Source organism: Rhizobium sp. B230/85, from assembly GCF_019355735.1.
Classification (GTDB): domain Bacteria; phylum Pseudomonadota; class Alphaproteobacteria; order Rhizobiales; family Rhizobiaceae; genus Rhizobium; species Rhizobium rhododendri.
Window position 1 is genome coordinate 566,232 of record NZ_CP072156.1, and the last position, 25,080, is coordinate 591,311.

Here is a 25,080-nt window from a genome sequence, read left to right on the forward strand (position 1 = left end):
AGTATCAGCGTGAAGAAAGCCCGAGCACGTCGAGCATGGAATAGAGATCAGGTTTCTGGTCGCGCGCCCACAGCGCCGCCTTGACGGCGCCGCGCGCAAAGATGGAGCGATCCCCCGCGGAATGCGACAGGGTGACCATTTCGCCTTCCCCGGCGAGGATGACGGAGTGGTCGCCGATGACCGAGCCGCCGCGCAGCGTCGCAAAGCCGATGCTGCCACTCGCCCGCGCTCCGGTGTGCCCGTCGCGAACCCGGACGGAATTGTCGGCAAGATCAATCCCGCGCCCGTTGGCGGCCGCCTTGCCGAGCAGCATCGCTGTGCCTGAGGGAGCGTCGACCTTATGCTTGTGGTGCATCTCGAGGACCTCGATGTCCCACTCGTCGGCCGGCAAGGCATGCGCCGCCTGTTCGACGAGAACACTGAGAAGATTGACGCCGAGGCTCATATTGCCGGACTTGACGATCCGGGCGTGACGCGCAGCAGCTGAAATCTTTGCCTCGTCGTCCAGAGAACAACCGGTGGTGCCGATAACATGGACGACGCGCGCCTGCGCGGCGAGACCAGCGTAGACGATCGTCGTTTCCGGCCGTGTAAAGTCGATGACGCCGTCGGCGTGCAGGAAGGCGGTTAGCGGATCGTCGGTCAGCAACACGCCGACCGGACCGAGCCCGGCGATCTCGCCGGCGTCCTTGCCGAGAAATGGAGACCCCTCGCGCCCGACGGCCGCGTGCAGCGTTGCACCTTCGGTGGCATGGATGATGCGGATCAGCGCCTGGCCCATTCGGCCTGACGCCCCCACCACAACCAGTTTCATGGCCTGTTCGCTCATAGGATCGATTTGCTCTGCGTCTTGCGGGTCCGTGTCCGCACCGGTGCTTTCACAGGCGCCTGGAGATTGTTGAGGCGAGCGTAAAGGCCCTCCGGCGATTTTGCCAGTGTCTCGTGATTACCTTCCTCGACGACGCGGCCCTGCTGCATGACCACGATTTTTGCGGCCCGCACGACAGTCGAAAGCCGGTGAGCGATCACCACCACGGTGCGCCCGCTCATCGCTTCATCCAGCGCCCTTTGGACAGCCGCCTCGGACTCGGTATCGAGTGCGGAGGTAGCCTCGTCGAGCAGGAGGATCGGAGCATTGCGCACGAGCGCGCGGGCAATCGAGACGCGCTGGCGCTGGCCGCCGGACAATGTCACGCCGTTTTCACCGACCGGCGTATCGTAGCCCTGAGGCTGCGCCATGATGAAATCGTGCGCGTAGGCAAGCCGTGCCGCCTGTTCGACCTCGGCATCGGTCGATTCCGGCCGGCCGTAACGGATGTTGTCGCGGATTGTACCCTCGAAAAGGTAGGGCTGTTGGGAGACGTAGGCGAGGTGCTGGCGCAGCGACTGCTTGGTGATGTGGCTGATATCCTGCCCATCGATGAAGATTTGCCCGGCAGCGGGGTCGTAGAAGCGCGGAATGAGATTGATGACCGTCGATTTGCCAGCCCCGGAAGGACCGACCAGCGCCGTCGTCTTGCCACCCTCGGCCACGAAGTTAACCTTGTCGAGAACAGGCTTGCCATTCGCATAACCGAACGTCACATCGCGAAACTCGATCCGCGCCTCGGTGATCGTCAGTTGCTTGGCGTCGGGCAGGTCCCGCTGGCGGGTCTCCATGTCGAGCAGTTCGTAGATCATGCTCGCATTGACTACGGCACGCTCCATCTGCACCTGCAGCTTGGCCAACCGGCGCGCCGGATCATAGGCCATGAGCAAGGATACAACGAAGGAGAAAAATGCGCCTGGAGGGACGTTATAGTAGATCGCTCGATAGGCCGCATAGGCGAAGATGCTGCCGACTGCCACACCGGCAAAGGTCTCCGTCAGTGGTCCGTTGCGCTCCGAAAGCCGGGCAATGCGGTTCTGACGATGTTCGGCCGTAGTGATGAGCTTCTGGATCTTGCGTTCCAGTTGCTCCTCCATGGTGAATGCCTTGACGATGGCAATCCCCTGGATCGTCTCCTGCATGGCGCCGAGCACGTGGCTGTTGAGATTCACAGCCTCTCGCGTTGCCGACCGCAACCGCTTTGACACGTAACGAAGAGCGTAGAGAAGCGGCGGTGCCATGACAAACACGGCAAGACTGAGGATCGGGTCCTGGTAGACCATATTGGCGAGCAGGGCGACGAATGTCAGCAGGTCGCGCGCTGTCGACGTGATCGTCAGGTTCATGACGTCGCGGATGCCGGACACGTTCTGGCTGACCTGCGCCGCAACCTTGGCAGACCTCGCCTCGCTGAAATAGCCGACCGAGAGCGTCATCAGGTGCGCGTAGATCCGACGCTGGTATCGGGCAATGATGTTATTGCCGATCTTGCTCAGAATGACCGACTGGAAATAGCCGGCGAAACCGCGCACCAGGAACGCTGCAAAAATGCCGACGCAGACAAGCCAGACGATATCGGCGTTGCGATCGACAAATGCCTGGTCGATGATGATCTTCATGATGAAGGCGATAAAGCCCGTGGATACAGCGACCAGGATCAGGCAGATGATCGCGATCGTGTAGCCCTTGATATGATCCCGACCGTTTTCTGCGATCACCCGCTTGAGAACGCCGGTCACAGTCTCGCTGTTAACAACAACTTTTTTGGTCTCGGGCGATTTCAAAAATCGACTTCCTGTCTGAACCGAGCGAGCGGCTGATGCCCGCACTTCGGGCGGTTCTATAAAGCGTTCGGCTGGGTTTGGCTAGCGCACTCAGCGGCGCCAGCGACGCCCTTCCGTCGAGAGGCCGAACTTCTGGGGCATGCGGGCATAGGAGGAAAGGCCCTCGAGGGCGGCCAGCGGATGGGTTACGACATAGGTCGGTATGGAGCGAAGCATGGCGCTGTGCGGCGCCTTGTCCTCGAAGGCTGCACGGAATTCCGGCTTCTTCAGCGCCGGAATGATCTTCTGGGAAATGCCGCCCGACAGATAGACGCCACCGCGTGCCATGAACAGCAGCGCGATGTCGCCAGCCAGCCTGCCGAGGTAGGTGACGAACAACGTCAGCGTCTCCACAGCCAGCCGATCGCTGCCGGCAAGGCCGTGGTTGGTGATATCGGCCGGTTCCTTCAGCGTCGGCTCGACGCCCTCGACATGGCAGAGTGCCCTGTAGAGGTTCTGCAGGCCACGACCGCAGATGATCTGCTCTGCCGAAATGCGGCCTTCGATGGCCTCGAGATGCGGCCAGATCTGCAGGTCGCGCTTGCTGCGGGGCCCGATATCGATATGGCCGCCTTCGCCAGGCGCTGGGATCCAGGAGTTCTTGGCGTGGATAAGGCCCGCGACACCGAGGCCGGTGCCCGGTCCAAGCACGGCGCGTGACGCAATCAACCCGTCGCGGGCGGCGCCGATAGGCTCGCGGCCGTCGTCTGCGAGGTTGGAGATGGCCAGCGCCTGGGCTTCGAAGTCGTTGATGATCAGCACGTCTTCCATGCCGAGATCGGTGATCATTGTCCGAGGGCGAACGATCCAGTCGGAATTCGTGAGCGGAATTTCGTCGCCATTGATCGGGCCGGCAACGGCAAGGATCGCCGAGCGTGGAACGACGGTGCTCTTCGATAAAACACCCTCACGGATGGCATCGTCGATCGTTGCGTAATCGGCGGCATGCATGATCGGAAACGGCTTCGCCTCGCTGTAAGCATCCACCTGAATGGAGAAACGAGCATTGGTGCCGCCGATATCGCCCATCAGAACGGGAAAGGGCAGGGGAACATCACTATGGTTGAGCTTAGGCATGGGCCCTATCCGTGGTCAGCCGCCGGCAGGCGGATTGGTCAAAGGGTGGCTATCAGTCGTTCGGCGGTGGCTTCGTTGAGTGCCATCGGAATGTCGTAGACGATGGCAAGGCGCATCAGCGCTTTCACATCGACATCATGCGGCATCGGCGTCAACGGGTCGACGAAGAAAATCAGCGCGTCCACCTCAGCCGTTGCGATCATGGCGCCGATCTGCTGGTCGCCGCCGAGCGGACCGCTTTTCAGGCGGATGACATCGAGGTCAGGACAGGCCGCCAGCACGCGCGCTCCGGTCGTGCCGGTGGCAAAGATCTGCCATTTTGCCAGCATCGATTCGAACCGCCGGGCGAAGTCTGCCATGGCCGTTTTTTTCTCGTCATGCGCAATCAGCGCGATGCGTTTAACTTCTGCCATGACATGCCTCCCGCCACGCCTTAAATCGATTTGCAGCTTTCCTATACCATGCCAGTGCTCATTGAAAGTCTTGGCGAAAGACGTTGCCCGCAGATTTTCCCGGTAGTCATTGTGCAGCCGGCAAGGCGTCCGGCTCGGCCCCACTGGGCGCTGCACTGCCGGGGGCGGTGGTCCGTGCGGAAGACACCGGCGGCGCCGCCAACGTCGCTTTGCAGGCGGCCGGCAGGTCTGCCACCATGATTTCGCGCGGCTTCACCGGCACTGCATTGGGCTTCGGGACAGGCTTCGCCCACGGTGCCGGCGTGAACCACCAGGCAAGGCTCTTGTCGCAACCGTCCCCCGCCTTCACCGGTGCCTGCGCCGTGCAGCCGATATCCCCGGCGGGGCAGCGCAATCGTATATGAAAATGCGCATCGTGGCCGTATTCCGGCCGCAGCTTGCCGAGTGCGGTTCGGTCGCCGGTCCAGGTCTCGCACATCTTCTTCTTGATCGCCGGATTGACGAAGATCCGCTCGACCTCGGGGTAGCTTGCGGCGCGCATCAATAGTCGTACACGGGCCTGCGTCCAAAGGCCGGGATCGACCGTCAGGAACTTGTCCTTGGCCAGCATGCTGGTGAACGGCATGGTTTCGCGCTCGGCTGCTGTCAATGTCCGCTTCGGCATCGGCATCAGCCAGATATCGGCGTCAAGGCCGATCTGGTGCGAGGCGTGGCCGCTGAACATCGGTCCGCCGCGAGGCTGCGAGATATCGCCCACCAGAAGCCCGGGCCATCCGTCGAGCCTTGCTGCGTCCTGGGACAGCCGTTCGATCACGGAGATGGTCTCGGGCCTCCCCCAGCGTCTGTTGCGCGAAGGCCGCATTACCTGCCAGGTCGGACCATCCGTCGGCAGGGCGACTGCCCCGGCCAGGCAGCCCTTCGCATAAAACCCAATCGACTGCGGCGGGCCCAGTGTCGGCAGCGCGACGGCGCCGAAGAGAGCCTTGGCACTGCCGGGCGTCGGAACTGCTGGCTCTGCGGCAGCGCCGCCGAGTGTAGCGGCAATGGCGATCGTTGCGACCATGACGGCGCTGCAGAAGGTACGAAGTGTCCGGGCCGGGCGAAAAGTCATGCAGTTCCTTGGGTTGGGTCGGCCGATGCCGATGTGATTTGCGATTGAGCCTAGCGCGAAAAGCCCGCTTGGTGAATCGATCTTTGCGCAGAGGCATTCCCATATCGAAAGGTTCGTACAGCAACCACCAACGGGACTTGCGGATGGTACGACCACGACGAAATCTCTCAGCACCTATATTTCGCCTGTATTTCGCCTATCCTGCGGTCATCGCGAATCTTGGGGTATGTGAATGGCATTGTCGTTGTCGAAGACGGGTTCGGTTTTTCTATTGATTTCCCTGCTGGCCTTGCCGGTTGTCTCCCGCGCCGAAGACGCCCAGTTCCGGATCGGCACCGCCATTCTCGGCGACCTGAAATACGCCCCGGGCTTCAAGCATTTCGACTACGTCAATCCCGATGCGCCCAAAGGCGGCGATCTGAAGCTGTCGGCAGACGGCACCTTCGACACGTTCAACCCGCTGTTGAAGAAAGGCGAGACGGCCGCAGGGCTCTCGCTGGTCTTCGATACGCTGCTGAAACATTCGAGCGACGAAACTGGCTCGGCGTACGGCTTGCTGGCAGAAGGCGTCTCCTATCCGGACGATATGTCTAGCGCGACCTTCAGGCTGCGGGCCGAGGCTAAATGGGCCGACGGGACACCGGTAACACCGGATGACGTGATTTTTAGCTTCGACAAGGCCAAAGAGTTGGACCCACTAAACATGAGCTACTACGCCCATGTCACGAAGGCTGAAAAAACCGGCGATCGCGACGTGACGTTTTCGTTCGATGAAAAGAACAATCGCGAACTGCCGCAGATTCTTGGAGATTTTGCGATCGTCCCGAAGCTTTGGTGGCAGGCGAACGGCGCCGACGGAAAACCGCGCGATATCTCGCGCACGACCCTCGAACCGGTCATGGGGTCTGGACCCTACAAAATAGCGGCCTTTTCGCCGGGCTCGACGATCCGCTACGAACTGCGTGACGATTATTGGGGCAAGAATCTCCCAGTCAACGTCGGCCAGGACAACTTCCGGACCATCACCTACACCTATTACGGCGACCGAGATGTCGAGTTTGAGGGTTTCCGCGCCGGCAACGTCGATTACTGGCAGGACAACCAAGCCAGCCGCTGGGCGACCGGCTACAATTTTCCAGCCGCCAAGGATGGCCGCGTCAAGCGGGAGGATCTCCCGAACCCACTGCGCGCCGTCGGTATCATGCAGGCATTGGTGCCGAACATGAGGCGCGAGCAGTTCAAGAGCCCCTATGTCCGCGAGGCGCTGAATTACGCCTATGACTTCGAAGAACTGAACCGCACCGTATTCTTCAACCAATACAAGCGGATAAACAGCTATTTCTTCGGCACGGAACTGGCATCTTCGGGGTTGCCGGAGGGCCGGGAGCTGCAAATCCTGGATGGCGTCAGGGACAGGCTGTCGCCCACGGTCTTCACCACACCCTATACAAATCCGGTGAACGGCGACCCACAGAAGTTTCGCGATAACCTTCGCCATGCCATCGAACTCTTCAAGCAGGGCGGATACGTCCTGAAGGGCAACCAGATGGTCGACGCCAAGACCGGCCGGCCCTTTGCATTCGAAATCCTCCTGAGTAGTCCGATGCTGGAAAAGGCTGTACTGCCTTACGCGCAGAACCTGAAAAAGATCGGCATCGATGTCCGCGTCCGCACTGTCGACCCGTCGCAATACAGTAACCGCGTCCGAAGCTTCGACTACGACATGATCTGGAATGTCTGGGGCCAGACCCTCAACCCGGGCAACGAGCAGGGGAATTTCTGGGGATCCGCCTCGGCCGATCGACAGGGTTCGCAGAACTTTGCGGGAATAGCCGATCCCGCGATCGATACGCTGATCAAGCAAGTCGTCCTTGCCAAGGACCGGGAAGAAAAGAACGTCGCCACCAGAGCGCTCGACCGGACGCTGCTGGCGGGCCATTACGTGATCCCGCTCTACTACGCGTCCAGCGTTCACATAGCCTATTGGGACAAGTTCGACCGGCCCGCCAGCCTGCCGGAATATTCGGTCGGCTTTCCGGACGTCTGGTGGTCGAAGTCGGCCGCAAAATGAGCGGCTCTTGCATTGGCGGAGCGGCTGGGGTCCAAATGGCCCTGACCGAATCAGCAGGATTTATGCTTGGCGATGACGGGTTTCGACCGGCGGAGCGCCGGTCGCGAAGGGACGATGCCTTGATCGAGATAGCAGCGCAGGACAGTCAGAAAAACGCCGGCAGAACCGGGGTTGTGGCCTGATGGGCGCCTATATCCTGCGCCGGCTTCTGCTGATGATTCCGACCGTCATCGGCATCATGGCGATCTCCTTTACCGTCGTGCAATTTGCCCCCGGCGGACCCGTCGAGCAGGTCGTGGCTCAACTCACCGGACAGAGCGACAGCGCCTCCGACCGCCTCTCCGGCGGTGGCGACCAGATGGCTCAGCAATCCTTCGATGACGGCAATTCCCGCTATCGCGGCGCGCAGGGGCTCGATCCGGAACTGATCGCCAAATTGGAGAAACAGTTCGGTTTCGACAAGCCACCGCTTACCCGCTTCCTCGACATGATGTGGAACTACATCCGCTTCGATTTCGGCGAAAGTTTCTTCCGCAACACATCGGTGATCGACCTCATCATCGACAAGATGCCGGTGTCGATTTCTCTGGGCCTCTGGATCATGTTGTTTTCCTACACGATCTCTATCCCGCTCGGCATCCGCAAGGCGGTGAAAGACGGCTCCAGTTTCGACGTCTGGACCTCTGGCATCATCATCGTCGGCTACGCAGTCCCGAGCTTCCTGTTCGGCATCCTCTTGATCGTCGTTTTTGCCGGTGGTTCGTTCTTCGACTGGTTTCCCCTGCGCGGCCTCGTCTCCGACAATTTCGCCGATCTTCCCTGGTGGCAGAAGCCGCTCGACTATTTCTGGCACCTGCTGCTGCCATTGGTTTCCCTGTCGCTCGCTGCCTTTGCCACGACGACGCTGCTCACCAAGAATTCCTTCATCGAGGAAATCAAGAAGCAATATGTGACGACGGCGCGCGCAAAGGGTCTCACAGAACATCGCGTGCTCTATGGCCATGTGTTCCGCAACGCCATGCTGATCGTCATTGCCGGTTTTCCCGGTGCCTTTATCTCCGCCTTTTTCACCGGCTCGCTGCTCATCGAAAACATATTCTCGCTCGATGGCTTGGGCCGTCTCGGCTACCTTTCCGTCGTCAATCGCGACTATCCGATCGTCTTTGCGACGCTCTATATCTTTTCACTGATGGGCCTATTCGTCGGACTTATTTCCGATCTTCTCTACACCTGGATCGATCCTCGCATCGATTTCGATCGGAGGGATATCTGAGATGGATACACCGATCTCCACTGCCGCAGCCACTCCCGTCAGGCCGCCGCGCAAGGGCCTATTGTCGCCGCCGAACCTGCGCCGATGGGAAAATTTCAAGGCAAACCGGCGCGGCTACTGGTCGTTCTGGCTGTTCCTGCTGTTGTTCGTTCTGAGCATGGGCGCTGAATTCCTTGCGAACGATCGCCCGATCGTCGCTTCCTACAAAGGCGAGATTCTGTTTCCGATCTTCGTCAACTATCCGGAGGACAAGTTCGGCGGGTTCCTGGCCCAGACCGACTATCGCTCCTCCTTCATCACAGACGAAATCGAGGCACACGGCTGGATGCTCTGGCCGCCCATTCGCTATTCCTATCAGACGGTCAATTCCAATATACCGCGCTCGGCGCCGACGCCGCCTTTTTGGCTGATGAGCAAAGATGAGCGCTGCGCCGCCTATCCGCAGAAGGCTGCCGATCCCGATTGCCGGCTTGGCAACATGAACTGGCTCGGCACCGACGACCAGGCCCGCGACGTCATGGCGCGGATGATCTACGGCTTCCGTGTTTCCGTGCTGTTCGGCCTCGCATTGACCATCTGCTCGGCAATTGTTGGGGTCACGGCCGGCGCCGTCCAGGGCTATTTCGGCGGCTGGACCGATCTGCTGCTGCAGCGTTTCATCGAGATCTGGTCGTCGATGCCGGTGCTCTACATCCTGCTGATCATTGCCGCCATCCTGCCGCCCGGCTTCTTCGTGCTGCTTGGCATCATGCTGCTGTTTTCCTGGGTCGGCTTCGTCGGCATCGTCAGGGCTGAATTCCTGCGCGCCCGCAATTTCGAATATGTCCGGGCCGCCCGCGCGCTCGGCGTCAACAACCGCACGATCATGGTCCGCCACCTGTTACCGAACGCGATGGTGGCGACGCTGACCTTCCTGCCCTTTATTCTCTCCGGCTCGATCACGACGCTCACGTCACTCGATTTCCTCGGCTTCGGCATGCCGCCCGGTTCGCCGTCGCTCGGCGAAATGATCGCGCAGGGCAAATCCAACCTCCAGGCCCCGTGGCTCGGCCTGACGGCTTTCTTCACGATGTCGATCATGCTGTCATTGCTGATCTTCGTCGGCGAAGCCGTGCGCGATGCCTTCGATCCGAGGAAGACGTTCAGGTGAAGGCTTTGGGCTCGTCATCACGCTCCGATCGGGTTAGGATCTTGTGTCCACTGCATGGAAAGGTTGAACCATGAACAAGCTCGTGCGTGACCATTATCCTGTATCGAAACTGCCGGAAGATCTGCGAGAGGGCTTCAATCCGGTAGGGACTGTCCGCGTGGTCATAGAGGTTGAAGATCGCGTTCCCGCTCTGCACGTCGAAACAAAGCCGATGACCGGCAAAGACGTTGCCGAAGCCATCAGAAGTTATAAAGCGCTCGGTAGGCCATCCGTGACGACCGAGGAGGCCGTCGCACGTATCCGCGCATTGCGCGACGAGTGGGATGATTGATGGCGTTCGGGACGATCTATCTGGATACCAATATTTTCGTCATAGCTTTCGAAGCTGAAGATGAAATCAGTGAAAAGCTGTCAGAGATTTTTGGCAATATCGACAGCCGGCCGGGTGCGCGCTTTGCTACCAGCGAGCTCACATTGTCCGAACTTCTTGTTCGGCCCATGAGAGACAACGACCCTCAAGCAGTCTTGCGCTATGAAGCACTCATCAGACCAAGTGCTTGGATGGAGGTGATCCCCGTTCGAAGGACCGTTCTTACCTCCGCGGCTTTTCTTCGCGCCCATAGCACTTATCTGAAGCTGCCGGACGCGATCCATGTTGCGACGGCCATGGAAGCAAACTGTTCGCATATCCTCACCAATGATCATGGTATCCAGGGTCAGTACGCACTTCCTGGCAGCGAAAACGTACTGGGCCAAGCTGCACCGCTGCTCGACATTCTCCGCCCGGACGAACCCACCTTGACATCCCTCCTGCAAAGCCTGGCCTCATGACCGAACCGCTCCTGTCCGTCCGCAATCTCTCCGTCGCTTTCCATCAGGGTGGACGAACCACGACGGCTGTCGATGGCATATCCTTTGATATCCGGAAGGGCGAGGTGCTGGCGCTGGTCGGGGAATCGGGCTCCGGCAAGTCGGTCTCGGCCAATTCGATATTGCGCTTGCTGCCCTACCCGTCGGCAAGCCACCCCTCCGGAGAGATCCTGTTCAAGGGCATGGACCTTTTGAAAGCCACGGATAACCAGCTGCGCGCTGTGCGTGGCAACGACATCACCATGATCTTCCAGGAGCCGATGACGTCGCTCAATCCGCTGCATTCGATCGAGAAGCAGATCGGCGAGGTTCTGGCACTTCACCAGGGCCTGACGGGGCAGGCGGCCCGCGTCCGCATTCTCGAATTGCTCGATCAGGTCGGCATTCGCGATGCCGAAAAGCGGCTGAAAGCCTACCCTCATGAGTTATCCGGTGGTCAGCGCCAGCGCGTGATGATCGCCATGGCGCTCGCCAATCGGCCGGAACTGCTGATCGCCGACGAGCCGACGACGGCGCTCGACGTCACCGTCCAGGCGCAGATCCTAAAGCTGCTGCGCGATCTCAAGGGGCAGCACGGCATGTCGATGCTGTTCATCACCCATGACCTCGGCATTGTCCGAAAGTTTGCCGACCGGGTCTGTGTCATGACCAATGGGCAGATCGTCGAAACCGGGAGTGTCGAAGATGTCTTCAGCCGCCCGCAGCATGACTATACGCGCCATCTTCTGGCAGCCGAGCCACGCGGCGAGCCGCCCTTGGCGGATGCCAGCAAGCCGGTGGTCATGCAGGGGTCGGATATCCGGGTCTGGTTTCCGATCAAGTCAGGACTGATGCGCAAGGTCGTCGATCACGTCAAGGCGGTGGATGGCATCGACCTGACCTTGCGCGCCGGCCAGACGCTTGGCGTCGTCGGCGAGTCCGGTTCCGGCAAGACGACGCTCGGCCTCGCACTGGCGCGGCTGATTTCCTCGAAGGGTCGTATCAGCTTCGTCGGTCGTGATATCGAGGCCTATTCCTTCACGGAGATGCGACCGCTGCGCAACCAGTTGCAGGTCGTCTTCCAGGATCCCTATGGCTCGCTCAGTCCGCGAATGTCGGTCGGCGACATCATCGCCGAGGGATTGAAGGTGCATGAGCGCGGCCTCAGCTCAGATGAACGGGATCAGCGCGTCTGCTGGGCGTTGGAGGAGGTCGGTCTCGACCCGCTAACCCGCTGGCGTTTCCCGCACGAGTTTTCCGGCGGCCAGCGGCAACGTATCGCCATCGCCCGCGCTATGGTGCTGAAGCCCCGCTTCGTCATGCTGGACGAACCAACATCGGCACTCGACATGAGCGTCCAAGCCCAGGTGGTCGATCTCCTCCGCGATCTCCAGCGCAAGCACGACCTGGCTTACCTGTTCATCAGCCACGATCTGAAGGTGGTCAAGGCGCTGGCCAACGATCTTATCGTCATGCGCTCCGGCAAGGTGGTGGAGCAGGGCGCATCGGCAGATGTATTCCGCAATCCGCAGCACGAATATACACGTGCGCTGCTCGCCGCTGCATTCGATATCGAGGCTGTGCCGACGCCAGCTTTGCAGCACTAGGGCCGGCCGATCCTTGCACGGGTGGAACCTTCGGCAGGAACGTCCGTTCTGTGTTGTTTAGGGCAGCGCAGGGCGGCAGCGCTTCGTCAACTAAAGGAGGAGAGAATGGCAACCATCGATCCAAAGAACCGCTGGCAGGAGCCGGAAAGCTCAAGCGTACCCGAAGGCGGGCTTCCCGCCACAAAGGCGCGGCAGGGTCGCGTCGGGCGCCGAGTTCTGACTGTTCTCGTGGCAGCTCTCGTCCTCTCCTTCATCGTCTGGATCCCCGTCGAGATCTGGGGCAGCCACAAGGCCGAACAGGCATCTCCTACAACGACAACAGAGACCCAGTCACCCACCGCCCCGGCTAAACCGGCACCATAGCCGCGCTACGAGCAGGAGCTTGGCACGGTCGGTTGGTCAAAACTTCAGCAGCCCTGCACGCGAGAAAAGCGGCAGGGCACGAATTTGCATCAATCTTTGTTCTGCGACTGGACTCTTCCGCAGCATTTTTTGATAAGAATAGCCGCGACCCCGACCTGCTTTGCTTAACGCCTGCAGCGGGGACGTGCAGAGCAGCATGCAGTGATACGGGACGAGCAGCATGACCAAGACGGATATCGCCAACCGCGTCTACAATCACGCCTGGAAACTCGATCCGATCATCCGCAGCCTGATCGATACCGACTTCTACAAATTGCTGATGCTGCAGATGATCTGGAAGCTTTATCCGGATGTTGATGCCACGTTTTCGCTCATCAACCGTACCCGCACAGTGCGCCTCGCCGACGAGATCGATGAGAACGATCTGCGTGAGCAGCTCGATCATGCGCGCACCCTGCGCCTCTCCAAGAAAGAGATGATCTGGCTCGCCGGTAACTCGTTCTACGGTCGCGCGCAGATCTTCGAGCCCGAATTTCTGACCTGGCTGTCGCACTTTCAGCTTCCTGAGTACGAGCTGACGAAAAAGGACGGCCAATACGTCCTGAATTTCCACGGTTCGTGGAAAGAGACGACGATGTGGGAAATCCCGGCGCTCGCCATCATCAACGAACTGCGCTCGCGTGCAGCCATGAAGGCGCTTGGGCCCTTCACGCTCGATGTTCTCTACGCGCGCGCCAAGGCCAAGATGTGGGGCAAGGTCGAGCGCCTGCGCGAGTTGCCAAACCTGCGGATTTCCGACTTCGGGACGCGGCGGCGTCACAGCTTCCTGTGGCAGCGTTGGTGTGTAGAGGCCTTGAAGGAAGGTGTGGGGCAAGCTTTTACCGGCACTAGCAATGTGCTTTTGGCCATGGACTCGGACCTGGAAGCCGTTGGCACGAATGCCCACGAATTGCCGATGGTGGCGGCAGCACTTGCGCAAACCGACCAGGAGCTGGCGAATGCGCCCTACAAGGTACTGCGCGACTGGAACCGGCTCTATGGCGGAAATCTTCTGATTGTCCTTCCCGATGCCTTCGGCACGGCCGCGTTCCTTCGCGATGCCCCTGAATGGGTGGCGGACTGGACCGGCTTTCGTCCGGATAGCGCCCCTCCCATCGAAGGCGGCGAGAAGATCATTGCCTGGTGGGAAAAGATGGGCCGCGATCCGCGCCAGAAGCTGCTGATCTTTTCAGACGGCATGGATGTCGATGCGATCATCGACACCTATCGCCATTTCGATGGACGGGCACGCATGGGCTTCGGCTGGGGCACCAACCTCACAAACGACTTCGCCGGCTGCGCCCCGACAGAGATCCGCGGCCTTGCGCCCATTTCTGTCGTCTGCAAGGTGATCGAGGCCAATGGCCGCCCCGCCGTAAAACTCTCCGACAATCCGCAAAAGGCGACCGGCGAACCTTCCGAAGTCGAGAGATACCTGAAATTCTTCGGAACTGAGGAGAGGGTCGAGCAGCCGGTCCTCGTCTGAAGCTACATGGCTGTAAAGCCGTTGTCGACGAACAGATGGGCGCCATTGACGAAGTTGGAGTCGTCGCTCGCAAGGTATAGCGCTGCCCGAGCGACATCCTCGGGCTCGCCGATGCGGCCCTGCTGGGCAGCGATTGCCGCATCCGAGACATCGACGCCGAGGGCCTGCAATTCGGCAACTTCCTTCAAGCCATGGGGGGTGCGGATGAAACCGGGGCAAACAGCATTGCAGCGGATATTTCGGTCGCGAAACTCCACCGCAATCGCTCTTGCAAACATGTGCACAGCCCCCTTCGTCGTATCGTAAAGTACCTCCATAGGCGTCGCTGCCACGGCAGAAATCGAGGAGGTGCAGACGATGGAGCCGCCGCCGGCTGCGAGCATCTGCGGCAGCACGGCTTTCGTCATCAGAAACATCGAGCGGACGTTGACGGCATGCAGCCATTCCCAGTCCTCGAGCGTCGTTTCCAGAAACGGTTTGATGACGATGGTGCCGGCATGGTTGAAAAGGACCGTCGTCGGCCCGAAGGCTTTTTCCACGGCTGCGACGGCAGCGTTAACCTCTGCCTCCTGAGAGACGTCGGCAGTCCAGTGATCCGCGATGCCTCCCCGTCTCCGGATATCTGCGACGGTTTCCGCTGCGGCATCGCCATTGCGGTCGATGATCGCCACTTTGGCGCCCTCTGCAGCAAAGAGCCTCGAGGACGCTCCGCCCATGCCGGTCGCGCCTCCCGAAATGATCGCAACCTTGTCCTTCAGCCTGCCCGCCATTCTTGCTCTCCACCATTCGAGATGTCCTAGACGACTACGATAGTGATCCCACCTGGCTTGGCAACGCAATCGAACGCCGGAGAACGTTTATTGGTTCACATATCGGGGGGAGCGCGAGTTAGCTCAACGAGAGCCAACCGCTAAGCGCATAGCGCATAGCTGCCCTGCGAATTTCTGCCTAGGTTTTGAGCAAAATGTCGGTATAGTCATTTTTATCGAAGCAATGCACCTCCTCCCGCAAAGCTTCGATGGTACGGAAAGCCTACTCCTCCTCCCAGGGTTTTCCGTAGGATCGGCAACACTCCTCCTCCCAGTTGTCGATCGGTTCTTTTCGAAAGCCTGCCGCACCTCCTCCCGCGGCAGGCTTTTTCGTTTTGGGATGATCAATTTTCGCTAGGCAACTGCCTTCTCAGGCAAAAAGATCAAAGACGTATCGAGCGGCTTTACGTCTGTCTTGGGGTCTCCGGGATGACCCAGAAATACGTAGCCAGCCGCGACGATGCAGGCCACGGCAAAAATCACTGCAACAAAGACCTTGAACCGGCCACGAACCATATTGCCACGAACCATGATGTACTCCTTGTAAGGTTATGCCCGTCAAACCGTTTGAGCGGCTAATCGGTTCCCGTTTACGCGGCATTGTTTTCGTTCGCTTCTTTCCATTGCGCCTGCGTGGATCAACATTCGTGCCTGTCCTCCTTCTTGCGCAGGCGCTGCCGGCACCCCCGGCGAGCGGGCGGCCCGGCCTTGGGTCTCGGAACAAATTTCGCTCTCAGCCAGTTAGGCGACCACACCTTCCTGATGCGTTTGTATGTCTTGAGAGAAAGTACGCCTGTGAGCCTCGCCCATTTCGGCCCCGTCTTTACCGCCAGCGGCATGCTTTTCCGTCTATGGGCGCCCCGCCAACAGGCTGTATCCCTGCGAATAGGCGATGTGGCGCCGGTCCCCATGGCTGCCGGTGTCGATGGCTGGTTCAGCGTCAACATAGATGGCGCCGGGGACGGCACCGCTTACAAGTTCGTTCTCGAGGATGGCCTGGAAGTTCCTGACCCCGCGTCCCGGTTTCAGCCTGACGGCCCGCATGGCCCGAGTGAGGTGGTCGACCCCAAATCTTATGTGTGGAGATCAACGGGTTGGGCCGGGCTGGCGTGGGAAGAGGCGGTTGTCTATGAACTGCATGTCGGCACATTCACGCAGGAAGGCACGTTTCGAGCTGTCATTGATCGTCTGGACCACCTTCAGTCACTCGGCGTAACGGCGTTGCAGCTGATGCCGGTCAATGATTTTCCGGGCGAACGGGGCTGGGGCTATGACGGCGTCCTTCCCTATGCGCCGCATGGAAGCTATGGACGCCCGGAGGATCTGAAGGCGCTGATCGATGCCGCCCACGAGCGCGGCATCTGCGTTTTTCTCGACGTGATCTACAATCACTTCGGCCCGGACGGAAACTATCTCCCGTCCTACGCGCCGCTCTTCACCGACAAGCACAAATCGCCATGGGGGCAGGGCATCAATTATGATGGCGAGGGATCGCAGTTCATTCGCGAATTCGTCATCCAGAATGCGCTCTACTGGCTCCAGGAGTTTCGCGTCGATGGTCTCCGATTCGATGCCGTTCACGCGATTGTCGACGACAGCCGCGAGCATCTCCTGAAGGAAATGGCGCGTCGCATCCGCAGCGAAATCTCCGGCCGGCACATCCACCTCATTGTCGAGAACGAGGACAACAACAGCGCGCTGCTGTTTCGCAACAACTATGGCAAGCCGGAGCTCTATACCGCTCAGTGGAATGATGACATGCACCACGTGATGCACGTCGCGGCGTCGGGCGAGGATTTTGGCTACTACGCAGACTACGCCGACGATCCCGCCAAGATCGGACGCGGACTGGCCGAGGGCTTCGTATTTCAAGGCGAGCACATGCCCTACCGTGGGGCGGCGCGAGGCCAGCCCAGTGCAGCACTGCCGCCGACAGCCTTCATATCCTTCATCCAGAACCATGATCAGATCGGCAATCGTGCCTTCGGGGATCGTCTCAACGAGACAGCGTCGCCAGAGGCTATCGAAGCCATGGCCTCGATCTACCTCTTGGCACCGCAGATCCCGATGCTGTTCATGGGTGAGGAATGGGACGCAAGGCAGCCCTTCCCGTATTTCTGCGACTTCAACGACGAACTGAACGAGATCGTCCGGAAGGGTCGAAGGGAGGAGCTCTCGCGGCTGCCCGGCTTCGACGATGACGTTGCGGATGTGCCGGACCCGACGCGGCGTGAAACGTTCCTGTCTGCGAAACTCGACTGGCAGGATGTGGAAAAAGAAGCGGGCGCCGCGCGGCTGGCTCTCTACCGCGACCTCCTTGAGGTAAGGCGTCAGGAAATCATTCCCCGCCTTTCGAGCATTGTCAGTGCTGGCGGCGCGCACAGTGTCGAAGGCAAGCTGGTGGCGGTCAGTTGGTCGCTCGTCGATGGCACCTCGCTACGGCTGCTTGCAAACGTCGGTGCCGAGGAGCTGCGCCATGGAGAGGCGTTGCAAGGCCGGGTCATCTGGAACCAGGGCAGGTTTGCCGATGGTATCTTGGCGCCTTGGTCGGTCATCTGGTCGATAGGTTAGGCCTCGGAAGGCTCGCCATCCCTCACATCCACAGTCTTAGGCCGGCGCCGGAACGACCAGCGGCGGTGCAGCTTGGCGAGCATGATGTAGATGATCGGCGTTGTATAGAGCGTCAGGACCTGCGAGATCACCAGGCCGCCGACGATGGTAATGCCCAGCGGCCGGCGCAGTTCGGAGCCCGGCCCGGTGGCGATGATCAACGGCACGGCACCCATGATGGCGGCCAGTGTCGTCATCAGAATGGGCCGGAATCGCTGCAGACAGGCCTGGAATATGGCTTCTTCCGATGAGAGACCGCGCGTTCGCTCTGCTTCCAGGGCAAAATCCACCAGCATGATGCCGTTCTTCTTGACGATGCCGATCAGGAGCACAATGCCGATAAAGGCAATGATGCTCAGCTCCGTTCCGCTGATTTCCAGCGCCAACAAGGCGCCAAGCCCTGCCGATGGCAGCGTCGAGATGATGGTCAGCGGATGCGCTAGGCTCTCGTACAAAACCCCCAGCACGATATAGACGGCGACCAACGCGGCCAAAAGCAGGAGTGGCTGGCCACCGGACGATTGCGCGGCGCTTGCAGCATCCCCGGCGAAGTCGGCATGCAGCGAATCCGGAAGGTGCAGATCGGCGACGGCGCGTATCACGCTGTCATTGGCGGCTTGCAGCGTGCCCCCGGGCGCAAGGTTGTATGAAATGGTGACGGCTGGAAATTGCCCCTGGTGGTTGACAACCAATGGCGCCAGTGTGCGCTGCACCTTGGCAACGCTGCTGAGGGGTACCTGGGTGCCATCCGCAGCCGGTACGTAGAGATTGGTGATCGCTTCCGGATCAAGCGCATAGGTCGGATCGGCTTCGAGAACGACGCGATACTGGTTGCGCTGGGTGTAGATCGTCGAGATCTGCCGCTGGGCAAAAGCATTGTTGAGAGCGCTGTCTATCGACTGGATGCTGACGCCAAGCCGTGCCGCCTCGCTGCGGTCGATGTTGACGGTCGCCTGAAGCCCGTTCGGCTGGCGGTCGGTGGCGACATCCGCAAGCGCCGGTTCTGCCTGCAGCGCCGTCAGCACCTTTGGTGCCCAGGCAACGAGTTCGTCGTAATTGGAGTCCCAAAGGGTAAACTGGTACTGCGATTGTGACGACCGCGCGCCGACGCGAATGTCACTGGGGGAGAAAAGGAAGGTGCTGAGCCCCGGCACCTTGGCCAGTTGCGTCCGCAGCCGGGCGATGACCTCGTCGGTCGAAACGCGTTCCGCCGCAGGCTTCAGCGACATCAGCAATTGCCCCCTGTTGATCGAGCTCGAAAAACCGCCGCCACCAACGGATGATCCAACGCCGGAAACGGCTGGATCGGCGCTGGCAATCGCTGCCGCCTTCTGCTGCAACAGCACCATGGCGGGATATGAGATGTCCGTGGAGGCTTCGGTGCCGCCCTGAATGAAGCCGGTATCGTCCTGCGGAATGAAGCCCTTCGGCACTTTCACATACAGAAGCGCCGTGACGGCGATGCAGCCGAAAATAACGACAATAGCCATCGCGCGGTGGTGGAGAACAGCCTTCAATGTGCGCCCGTAGAAGCAGACAACGGCGTCCAGCGTCCTTTCGACTGTGCGGGCGAAGAAATTCGGCGGCGCTTCGTTGTCGTGAGCCCGCAGCCAGTGGCCACAGATCATCGGTGTTACAGTTAGGGAGACGACGGTCGAGACGACGATCGCAAACCCGAGCGTCAGCGAAAATGCCTGGAAGAACCGGCCGATGATCCCGCCGAGGAAGAACAGCGGTATGAAGGCTGCCAGCAGCGACAGGCTGATCGAGATGACTGTGAAGCCGATCTGTCGCGCGCCTTCTTTTGCCGCCTCCATCGGTCGCATGCCTTTTTCGAGGTTTGCGTAGATGTTCTCGATCATGACGATGGCGTCGTCGACCACGAAGCCGACGGAAACGACCAGCGCCATCAGCGACAGGTTGTCGATCGACAGCCCCCAGGCCCACATCAGCGCGAAGGTGCCTGCCAGCGACAGCGGCACGGTCACCCCGGCGGCCAGGGTCGGCGTCGTCCGTTGCAGGAAAACGAAGACCACCGCCATGACGAGGAAGACGGTTGCGAGCAACGTCCACTGCATGTCATCGACGCTGGCGTTGATGGTGGTTGTCCGGTCGGAAAGAATTGCGATGTTGATGCCGGCGGGAATGGTTTTCTGCAGTTCGGGGATCAACGCCTTTACCGCGTCGACGGTTGAAATGACGTTGGCGTCCGCTTGCCTTGTGATATTCAGCAGCACCGAAGGCTTGCCGTTGTACCAGGCATCGGAGCGGCTGTTGCGGACGCCGGGCTCGACGGTGGCTATATCGGACAGGCGAACCGACGTGCCATCGCCGCTTCGGATGATGATGCGGCCGAAAGCCTCCGGCGTCTTCAACTGTGCATTCATGCTGATGGCGAAGGCTGCATCCTTGCCATCGATGGAGCCGATGGGTCCAAGCGTATTGGCATTGACGATGGCGGTGCGTACTGCATCGAGTGAAAGCCCGATGGCCGATAGCCGGTCGGGGTTAAGCCGAACGCGTGCCGCTGGTTGGTCGGCGCCGCTGGCGGTCACTTCGCCGACACCATCGACCTGTGAAATCTGCTGCACCACCACCGTGTCGGCAGCATCGTAAACGGCACTCGGTGCCAGATTGTCGGAGGTCATTGCCAGGATGAGCACAGGTGCTGCGGCCGGATTGACCTTGCGGAACGACGGCAGTGTCGGCAAGTCAGCCGGGAGGTCGATGGCAGCAGCGTTGAGTGCCGCCTGCACGTCCTGCCCGGCGCCATCGATACTGCGGGAAAGGTCGAACTGTATAGCAATGCTGGTCGAGCCGAGCGAACTCACAGACGTCAGTTCGGTGACGCCGGCAATCGTGCCGAGATGCCGCTCGAGCGGTGCTGCGACGCTGGCCGCCATGCTGGCAGGATCGGCGCCCGGCCGGCTGGCCGACACGATGATGGTGGGCAGATCGACGGCCGGAAGACTGGCGACCGGCAGGAAGAAATAGGAGACGAAGCCGAGGATCATCAGCCCGATCGACAGGAGCACCGTGCCGACAGGCCGCTTGATGAACGGCTCGGAGATGTTCATGCCCGGCCTCCCGCTCCGCTCGCCTCTGGTGCCGGGGTGCCTGTCGGCCGGCCGACGATGCGGCTGCGCAGCCGCTCGAAGGCGAGGTAGATCACTGGCGTGGTGTAGAGTGTCAGCAACTGGCTGAGCACAAGTCCGCCGACGATACTGATACCGAGTGGTGTGCGCAATTCCGAACCCGTGCCGGTTGCCAGCGCCAGTGGCAGCGCGCCGAAGAGAGCTGCCAGCGTCGTCATCATGATCGGCCGGAAACGCAGGATCGACGCTTGTAGGATCGCCTCGCGCGGTGGCAGCCCGCCGCTGCGCTCTGCCTCCAGCGCGAAGTCGATCATCATGATGGCGTTCTTCTTGACGATCCCCATCAAAAGCACGATGCCGATCAATGCGATCAGCGACAGGTCCTGGCCGAACAGCATCAGCGCCAGAAGCGCTCCGACACCGGCCGACGGCAGGGTGGACAGGATGGTGATCGGGTGGATGGCACTTTCATAGAGCAGTCCAAGAACGATGTAGATGGTCACGACCGCCGCCAGGATGAGCCAGGGCTCGCCGGCAAGCGATGACGAAAACTCCTCAGCATCCCCCGAATAAGCCCTCTGGATGCTGTTAGGCACGCCGATTTCGTTTTCGGCTGCCGTTACCGCGCTGACGGCATCGCTGAGCGACGCGCCGGGTGCGAGATCGAAGCTGAGCGTCACCGATGGAAACTGCGCGTCGTGACTGATGACCAGCGGCGCAGTGGTGAAGGTCGCGGTTGAGAAGGCATTAAGTGGTACCTGGACATCGCCGGTGCCGGCTACATAGAGCTTGTCGAGCGATTTCGGGTCCGCCTGAAACTGCGGTGCCGCCTCGACGATGACGCGATACTGGTTCGACTGCCCGTAGATCGTGGCAATCTGGCGCTGTCCGAAGGCATCGTTCAGCGTGTCGCTGACCGCTTGCATCGAGACACCGAGGCGCGACGCCGTTTCCCGGTCGACATCGACAAAGATGCGTCCGCCGCCCGTCTGAACTTCCGAGGAGACATCCACCAGGGTCGGCGCCTTCTGCAATTGGGTCGCCAGTTTCTGCGCCCAGTCGACGACGACAGCGGTATCGGTGCCGGTCAAAGTGTACTGGTAGGGCGCACGGCTCGACCGGGTGCTGATGCTGATGTCCCGCACGCTCTGGAAGGTCACATGAACCCCCGGCATTCCGGCGACCTCGTTGCGCAACCGGTCGATGATCTCTGTCGAGGACGCGGCGCGATCGCTGCGCTGGCGGAGCACAAGGCTGAGAGTACCGGTGTTGAGCGTCAGGTTGTTGGCGCTGGCCCCGACCACCGAGACGATGCCGGTGACGTCCTTATCGCCACGAAGCCGCTCCGTCACCAGCGCCTGCGTCCGCTTCATGGATTCGAAGGACGTCGTCGGCTCCGTTTCAATGACTGCGGTAATGAGGCCAGTATCCTGCGGCGGCAGGAAACCCTTTGGAATGAAGATGTAGAGGCCGATGGTCGCAACCAGCGTCACTACGGTCAGAAGCAGCATCAACGGGCTGCGATCGATGGCCCAGACGAGGCTGCGGCGATAGCCGCCAATCAGGCGGTCCATCATCCGGTCGGCGCCGGCGAGCATGCCGCGGCGACCCTCTGCCGGCTTGCGCAGGATACGGGCGCACATCATCGGCGTCAGCGTCAGCGAGATGATTGCCGACACGACGACGGCAATTGTCAGCGTCAGCGCGAACTTGCGAAACATCCGCCCGACGATCCCGGTCATGAACAGCAGTGGAATGAAAACCGCGACCAGCGAGAAGGTCAGAGAGATGATCGTAAAGCTGATTTCGCCTGCGCCCTTCAGCGCCGCGTGCATCGGGTCGTCACCTTCCTCGATGTGGCGGGCGATGTTTTCGATCATGACGATGGCGTCGTCGACAACGAAGCCGGTGCCGATCGTGAGTGCCATCAGCGAAAGGTTATCGAGACTGAATCCGGCAAACCACATGACGCCGAAAGTGGCGATCAGCGAAAGCGGCAACGCCACAGCAGCGATGATGGTGGCTGTGATAGTGCGCAGGAAGACGAAGACAACGAGAATGACCAGCCCGACGCTCAGCGCCAGCGTCCATTGCACGTCGTGGATCGAAGCGCGGATGGTTTCCGTCCGGTCATTGACGATATCGAGGGCAATGCCGGCCGGCAGAGCTTCCTTCAGTTGTGGCAGCTGTTTGAGGACATCGCCGACTGTCTTGATGACGTTTGCGCCGGGTTGGCGCATGACATCGATGATGACCGCCGGCTTGCCCTGGTAACAGGCGCCAACGCGCGTATTCTCAAGTCCCTGCACCACATCCGCAACATCCTTCAGCAGGATGGGCGCGTTGTTGCGGTAGGCGACGATCACTGATTTGTAGGCCTCAGGATCGACGATCTGGTCGTTCGCGGCAAGCGTGAAGGACTGGTGCGTGCCGTCGAGCGCACCCTTCGCACCGGCAACGCTGGCAGCGACGATGGCGCTGCGGATGTCCTCGAGCGCAAGCCCGTAGGAGGCGAGGCGAGGCAGGTTTGCCTGGATACGGATCGCCGGCTTGACGCCGCCCTGGATCGTGACATTGCCGACGCCACTGACCTGGCTCAGTTTCTGGGCCATCATCGTATCGGCGAAATCGCTGAGATCGCGGATCGAATAGCTAGAGGAACGCAGCGCCAGCGTGATGATGGGCGTGTCCGCTGGGTTCACCTTGGAATAGGTCGGCGGATACGGAAGGGTTTTCGGCAATGTCGACCCGGCGGCATTGATAGCAGCCTGCACGTCCTGCGCAGCACCGTCGATATCGCGGCCGAGGTCGAACTGCAGGGTGATCTGGCTGATGCCGAAGGCGCTCGACGAGGTCATCGAGGCAAGCGAGGGGATCTGGCCGAGCGGTCGCTCGAGCGGTGCCGTCACCAGCGACGCCATTGTATCCGGATCGGCGCCGGGAAGCTGCGTCGTCACCCGGATCGTCGGGAAATCGACTTGCGGCAGCGGCGCCACCGGCAGCTGCGCATAGCCGAGCAACCCTCCCAGCAGTACGGCTACTGCCAGCAGGGATGTCGCAATCGGGCGGTTGATGAAGAGCGAGGAGACGCTCATTGCGCCGCTGCCGGCGGGTTGGCCGGCGCCGCTCCATCGTTTGCGGGCTTGTCGCCGCCGTCGCTGTTGTGATGCCGGCGCGGCTTTCCATCGGCTCCGGTTGTTGTCGCCGGTTTATCGACAGCCGGCTTCGAAGGATCGGAGACCTCGACCTTGGAGCCCGTCTGCAGCCTTGCAAATCCTGTCGTCACGACGATGTCGCCGGCGGCGATACCGTCGGTGATCACGGCCTGGACATCGTCCTGCTGTCCGACCTTGATCGGTTTCATAAGCACGGTCTGGTCGGGCTGGAGGAGATAGGCGAAGGTTCCGTTCGGGCCGCGCTGGACGGCTGCGGTCGGCACGACGATTACGCCCTTCATCGTCTCGATCAGCAGGCGTGCGTTGACGAAAGCGCCGGGCCAGAGCGCCAGTTTTTCGTTCGGGAAATTGGCTTTGAGCTTAACCGTGCCGGTGGTCACGTCGACCTGGTTGTCGACGACTGCCAGCGTGCCGGTATCGACAACCGCCTGGTCGCCACCCGCAAGGGCCTGGACGCTGAGCGTGCCTGCTGCACTGGCCGCATTGACCTTGGCCAGCTGCTGCTGCGGCACGGAAAAGACGACGGAGATTGGCCGGATCTGGGAAAGCGTGACGATGCCAGTCGTATCGGTCGAGCTGACGATGTTGCCGATGTCGACATTGCGGATACCGGTGCGCCCGTCGATCGGTGCCTTTATGGTCGTATAGTCGAGCGTCGCCTGCGCACTCTCGATGGCCGCCTGGTCGGATTGCACCTGCGCCTGGTACTGGGCAACCTGAAATTTTGCCGTATCGACCTGCTGCTGCGTGCCGGAATTCGATTGCAGCAGCCGCTGGTAGCGCTCGAAGTCGTTCTGGGCACTCTGCAGCAGTGCCTGGTCCTGGGCTTTCTTGCCGACAGCCTGGTCAAGCGTGGCCTTGTAGACGGCATCGTCGATACGGGCGATCACGTCGCCCTTCTTGATGTCCTGGCCTTCCTCGAAATGGATTTCTACCAGCTCGCCGCTGACCTGAGGCCGCACGGTGACGGTGTTCAACGGCTTCACCGAGCCGACACCGTCGATATAGACAGGCACATCCGCCGCCTTCGCCACGGCTGTCAGCACTGCCGTCGGGCCCGTCGATTGCGCCGCCCCGCGTCGTCGGCCGCCGCCGCGCGTTCCGCTTGCCTGCTGGGTGTTTGCAGCTTGACCTACGCCAAGCATGCGCTCGGCCGGTTCCAGCCAGCTGTCGCGAAGGACGTAGGCTCCGACGCCGATGGCGGCGACCATTACGACCGATATCAAGACCCGAGAAGTCCGAGCCATTTATTCACCTTCT

Annotated in this window: 19 protein-coding genes; 9 read left to right on the plus strand and 10 right to left on the minus strand. The window is 60.7% G+C overall.

From position 1 onward, the window contains the following. Positions 1 to 4: 4 nt before the first annotated feature. The 5 genes from dapB to mepA form a co-directional block, all read right to left on the minus strand. Positions 5 to 829, minus strand: coding sequence for a 4-hydroxy-tetrahydrodipicolinate reductase (dapB, locus tag J5289_RS02690; RefSeq protein WP_209182379.1), 825 nt, complete (start codon positions 827 to 829; stop codon positions 5 to 7). After that, on the minus strand, positions 826 to 2,652 hold the full coding sequence (locus J5289_RS02695) for an ABC transporter ATP-binding protein (protein ID WP_209182380.1): 1,827 nt from the start codon (positions 2,650 to 2,652) through the stop codon (positions 826 to 828). Before J5289_RS02695 ends, dapB begins: the two co-directional genes overlap by 4 nt. A gap of 90 nt (positions 2,653 to 2,742) precedes the next feature. Next, a complete protein-coding gene (locus J5289_RS02700) occupies positions 2,743 to 3,768 on the minus strand; it encodes a glucokinase (RefSeq protein WP_209182381.1) in 1,026 nt (341 codons plus the stop codon). Between the two features lie 38 nt (positions 3,769 to 3,806). Continuing rightward, a complete protein-coding gene (locus J5289_RS02705) occupies positions 3,807 to 4,181 on the minus strand; it encodes a methylglyoxal synthase (protein ID WP_209182382.1) in 375 nt (124 codons plus the stop codon). A gap of 106 nt (positions 4,182 to 4,287) precedes the next feature. Further along, positions 4,288 to 5,292, minus strand: coding sequence for a penicillin-insensitive murein endopeptidase (gene mepA / locus J5289_RS02710; RefSeq protein ID WP_209182383.1), 1,005 nt, complete (start codon positions 5,290 to 5,292; stop codon positions 4,288 to 4,290). Between the two features lie 232 nt (positions 5,293 to 5,524). Here mepA and J5289_RS02715 point away from each other — a divergent pair, with 232 nt between their 5' ends. From J5289_RS02715 to pncB, 8 genes are all read left to right on the plus strand, one after another. Then, a complete protein-coding gene (locus J5289_RS02715) occupies positions 5,525 to 7,363 on the plus strand; it encodes an extracellular solute-binding protein (protein ID WP_209182384.1) in 1,839 nt (612 codons plus the stop codon). A gap of 181 nt (positions 7,364 to 7,544) precedes the next feature. Next, complete coding sequence (locus J5289_RS02720) at positions 7,545 to 8,636, plus strand: microcin C ABC transporter permease YejB (RefSeq protein ID WP_209182385.1); 1,092 nt, start codon at positions 7,545 to 7,547, stop codon at positions 8,634 to 8,636. A gap of 1 nt (position 8,637) precedes the next feature. Continuing rightward, positions 8,638 to 9,786 carry an ABC transporter permease gene (locus tag J5289_RS02725; protein ID WP_209182386.1) on the plus strand — a complete coding sequence of 383 codons (1,149 nt, stop codon included), beginning with the start codon at positions 8,638 to 8,640 and terminating at the stop codon, positions 9,784 to 9,786. A 70-nt stretch (positions 9,787 to 9,856) separates the two neighbouring features. Next, positions 9,857 to 10,117 (plus strand): hypothetical protein, encoded by a 261-nt coding sequence (locus J5289_RS02730; protein ID WP_209182387.1) that lies wholly within the window; start codon positions 9,857 to 9,859, stop codon positions 10,115 to 10,117. Continuing rightward, positions 10,117 to 10,617, plus strand: a complete 501-nt coding sequence (locus J5289_RS02735) for a type II toxin-antitoxin system VapC family toxin (protein ID WP_247750682.1) — start codon at positions 10,117 to 10,119, stop codon at positions 10,615 to 10,617. Before J5289_RS02730 ends, J5289_RS02735 begins: the two co-directional genes overlap by 1 nt. Beyond that, on the plus strand, positions 10,614 to 12,242 hold the full coding sequence (locus tag J5289_RS02740; protein WP_209182389.1) for an ABC transporter ATP-binding protein: 1,629 nt from the start codon (positions 10,614 to 10,616) through the stop codon (positions 12,240 to 12,242). Before J5289_RS02735 ends, J5289_RS02740 begins: the two co-directional genes overlap by 4 nt. Before the next feature lie 105 nt (positions 12,243 to 12,347). After that, positions 12,348 to 12,605 (plus strand): hypothetical protein, encoded by a 258-nt coding sequence (locus J5289_RS02745; RefSeq protein WP_142830110.1) that lies wholly within the window; start codon positions 12,348 to 12,350, stop codon positions 12,603 to 12,605. A 220-nt stretch (positions 12,606 to 12,825) separates the two neighbouring features. Further along, entirely contained in the window at positions 12,826 to 14,130 is a 1,305-nt protein-coding gene (pncB, locus tag J5289_RS02750; RefSeq protein WP_111215975.1) for a nicotinate phosphoribosyltransferase, read from the plus strand. A 2-nt stretch (positions 14,131 to 14,132) separates the two neighbouring features. Here the strand turns inward: pncB and J5289_RS02755 are convergent, their stop codons facing one another. Continuing rightward, positions 14,133 to 14,900 carry an SDR family NAD(P)-dependent oxidoreductase gene (locus J5289_RS02755; RefSeq protein ID WP_209182390.1) on the minus strand — a complete coding sequence of 256 codons (768 nt, stop codon included), beginning with the start codon at positions 14,898 to 14,900 and terminating at the stop codon, positions 14,133 to 14,135. A gap of 393 nt (positions 14,901 to 15,293) precedes the next feature. After that, the gene (locus J5289_RS02760; RefSeq protein ID WP_209182391.1) at positions 15,294 to 15,470 is read right to left on the minus strand and encodes a hypothetical protein; all 177 of its coding nucleotides are present in this window, start codon (positions 15,468 to 15,470) and stop codon (positions 15,294 to 15,296) included. A 231-nt stretch (positions 15,471 to 15,701) separates the two neighbouring features. Between J5289_RS02760 and treZ the strand changes: the two genes are divergently transcribed. Beyond that, positions 15,702 to 17,510, plus strand: coding sequence for a malto-oligosyltrehalose trehalohydrolase (gene treZ / locus J5289_RS02765; protein ID WP_209182392.1), 1,809 nt, complete (start codon positions 15,702 to 15,704; stop codon positions 17,508 to 17,510). Here treZ and J5289_RS02770 read toward each other — a convergent pair. From J5289_RS02770 to J5289_RS02780, 3 genes are read right to left on the minus strand one after another with little or no spacing between them, the layout of a single operon-like run. Then, on the minus strand, positions 17,507 to 20,626 hold the full coding sequence (locus tag J5289_RS02770) for an efflux RND transporter permease subunit (protein WP_209206851.1): 3,120 nt from the start codon (positions 20,624 to 20,626) through the stop codon (positions 17,507 to 17,509). The genes treZ and J5289_RS02770 overlap by 4 nt on opposite strands. Then, positions 20,623 to 23,739 carry an efflux RND transporter permease subunit gene (locus J5289_RS02775; RefSeq protein WP_209206849.1) on the minus strand — a complete coding sequence of 1,039 codons (3,117 nt, stop codon included), beginning with the start codon at positions 23,737 to 23,739 and terminating at the stop codon, positions 20,623 to 20,625. The genes J5289_RS02770 and J5289_RS02775 overlap by 4 nt, the downstream gene beginning before the upstream one ends. Further along, positions 23,736 to 25,067, minus strand: a complete 1,332-nt coding sequence (locus tag J5289_RS02780) for an efflux RND transporter periplasmic adaptor subunit (protein ID WP_209182395.1) — start codon at positions 25,065 to 25,067, stop codon at positions 23,736 to 23,738. The genes J5289_RS02775 and J5289_RS02780 overlap by 4 nt, the downstream gene beginning before the upstream one ends. Between the last annotated feature and the right edge of the window lie 13 nt (positions 25,068 to 25,080).

What these genes read in the sequence shown, in the direction of transcription:
- dapB (WP_209182379.1), bottom strand. Translation starts at nt 829, where the DNA reads ATGAGCGAACAGGCCATGAAACTGGTTGTGGTGGGGGCGTCAGGCCGA.
- J5289_RS02700 (WP_209182381.1), bottom strand. Translation starts at nt 3,768, where the DNA reads ATGCCTAAGCTCAACCATAGTGATGTTCCCCTGCCCTTTCCCGTTCTG.
- J5289_RS02705 (WP_209182382.1), bottom strand. Translation starts at nt 4,181, where the DNA reads ATGGCAGAAGTTAAACGCATCGCGCTGATTGCGCATGACGAGAAAAAA.
- mepA (WP_209182383.1), bottom strand. Translation starts at nt 5,292, where the DNA reads ATGACTTTTCGCCCGGCCCGGACACTTCGTACCTTCTGCAGCGCCGTC.
- J5289_RS02715 (WP_209182384.1), top strand. Translation starts at nt 5,525, where the DNA reads ATGGCATTGTCGTTGTCGAAGACGGGTTCGGTTTTTCTATTGATTTCC.
- J5289_RS02720 (WP_209182385.1), top strand. Translation starts at nt 7,545, where the DNA reads ATGGGCGCCTATATCCTGCGCCGGCTTCTGCTGATGATTCCGACCGTC.
- J5289_RS02725 (WP_209182386.1), top strand. Translation starts at nt 8,638, where the DNA reads ATGGATACACCGATCTCCACTGCCGCAGCCACTCCCGTCAGGCCGCCG.
- J5289_RS02730 (WP_209182387.1), top strand. Translation starts at nt 9,857, where the DNA reads ATGAACAAGCTCGTGCGTGACCATTATCCTGTATCGAAACTGCCGGAA.
- J5289_RS02735 (WP_247750682.1), top strand. Translation starts at nt 10,117, where the DNA reads ATGGCGTTCGGGACGATCTATCTGGATACCAATATTTTCGTCATAGCT.
- J5289_RS02740 (WP_209182389.1), top strand. Translation starts at nt 10,614, where the DNA reads ATGACCGAACCGCTCCTGTCCGTCCGCAATCTCTCCGTCGCTTTCCAT.
- J5289_RS02745 (WP_142830110.1), top strand. Translation starts at nt 12,348, where the DNA reads ATGGCAACCATCGATCCAAAGAACCGCTGGCAGGAGCCGGAAAGCTCA.
- pncB (WP_111215975.1), top strand. Translation starts at nt 12,826, where the DNA reads ATGACCAAGACGGATATCGCCAACCGCGTCTACAATCACGCCTGGAAA.
- J5289_RS02755 (WP_209182390.1), bottom strand. Translation starts at nt 14,900, where the DNA reads ATGGCGGGCAGGCTGAAGGACAAGGTTGCGATCATTTCGGGAGGCGCG.
- J5289_RS02760 (WP_209182391.1), bottom strand. Translation starts at nt 15,470, where the DNA reads ATGGTTCGTGGCAATATGGTTCGTGGCCGGTTCAAGGTCTTTGTTGCA.
- treZ (WP_209182392.1), top strand. Translation starts at nt 15,702, where the DNA reads ATGCGTTTGTATGTCTTGAGAGAAAGTACGCCTGTGAGCCTCGCCCAT.
- J5289_RS02770 (WP_209206851.1), bottom strand. Translation starts at nt 20,626, where the DNA reads ATGAACATCTCCGAGCCGTTCATCAAGCGGCCTGTCGGCACGGTGCTC.
- J5289_RS02775 (WP_209206849.1), bottom strand. Translation starts at nt 23,739, where the DNA reads ATGAGCGTCTCCTCGCTCTTCATCAACCGCCCGATTGCGACATCCCTG.
- J5289_RS02780 (WP_209182395.1), bottom strand. Translation starts at nt 25,067, where the DNA reads ATGGCTCGGACTTCTCGGGTCTTGATATCGGTCGTAATGGTCGCCGCC.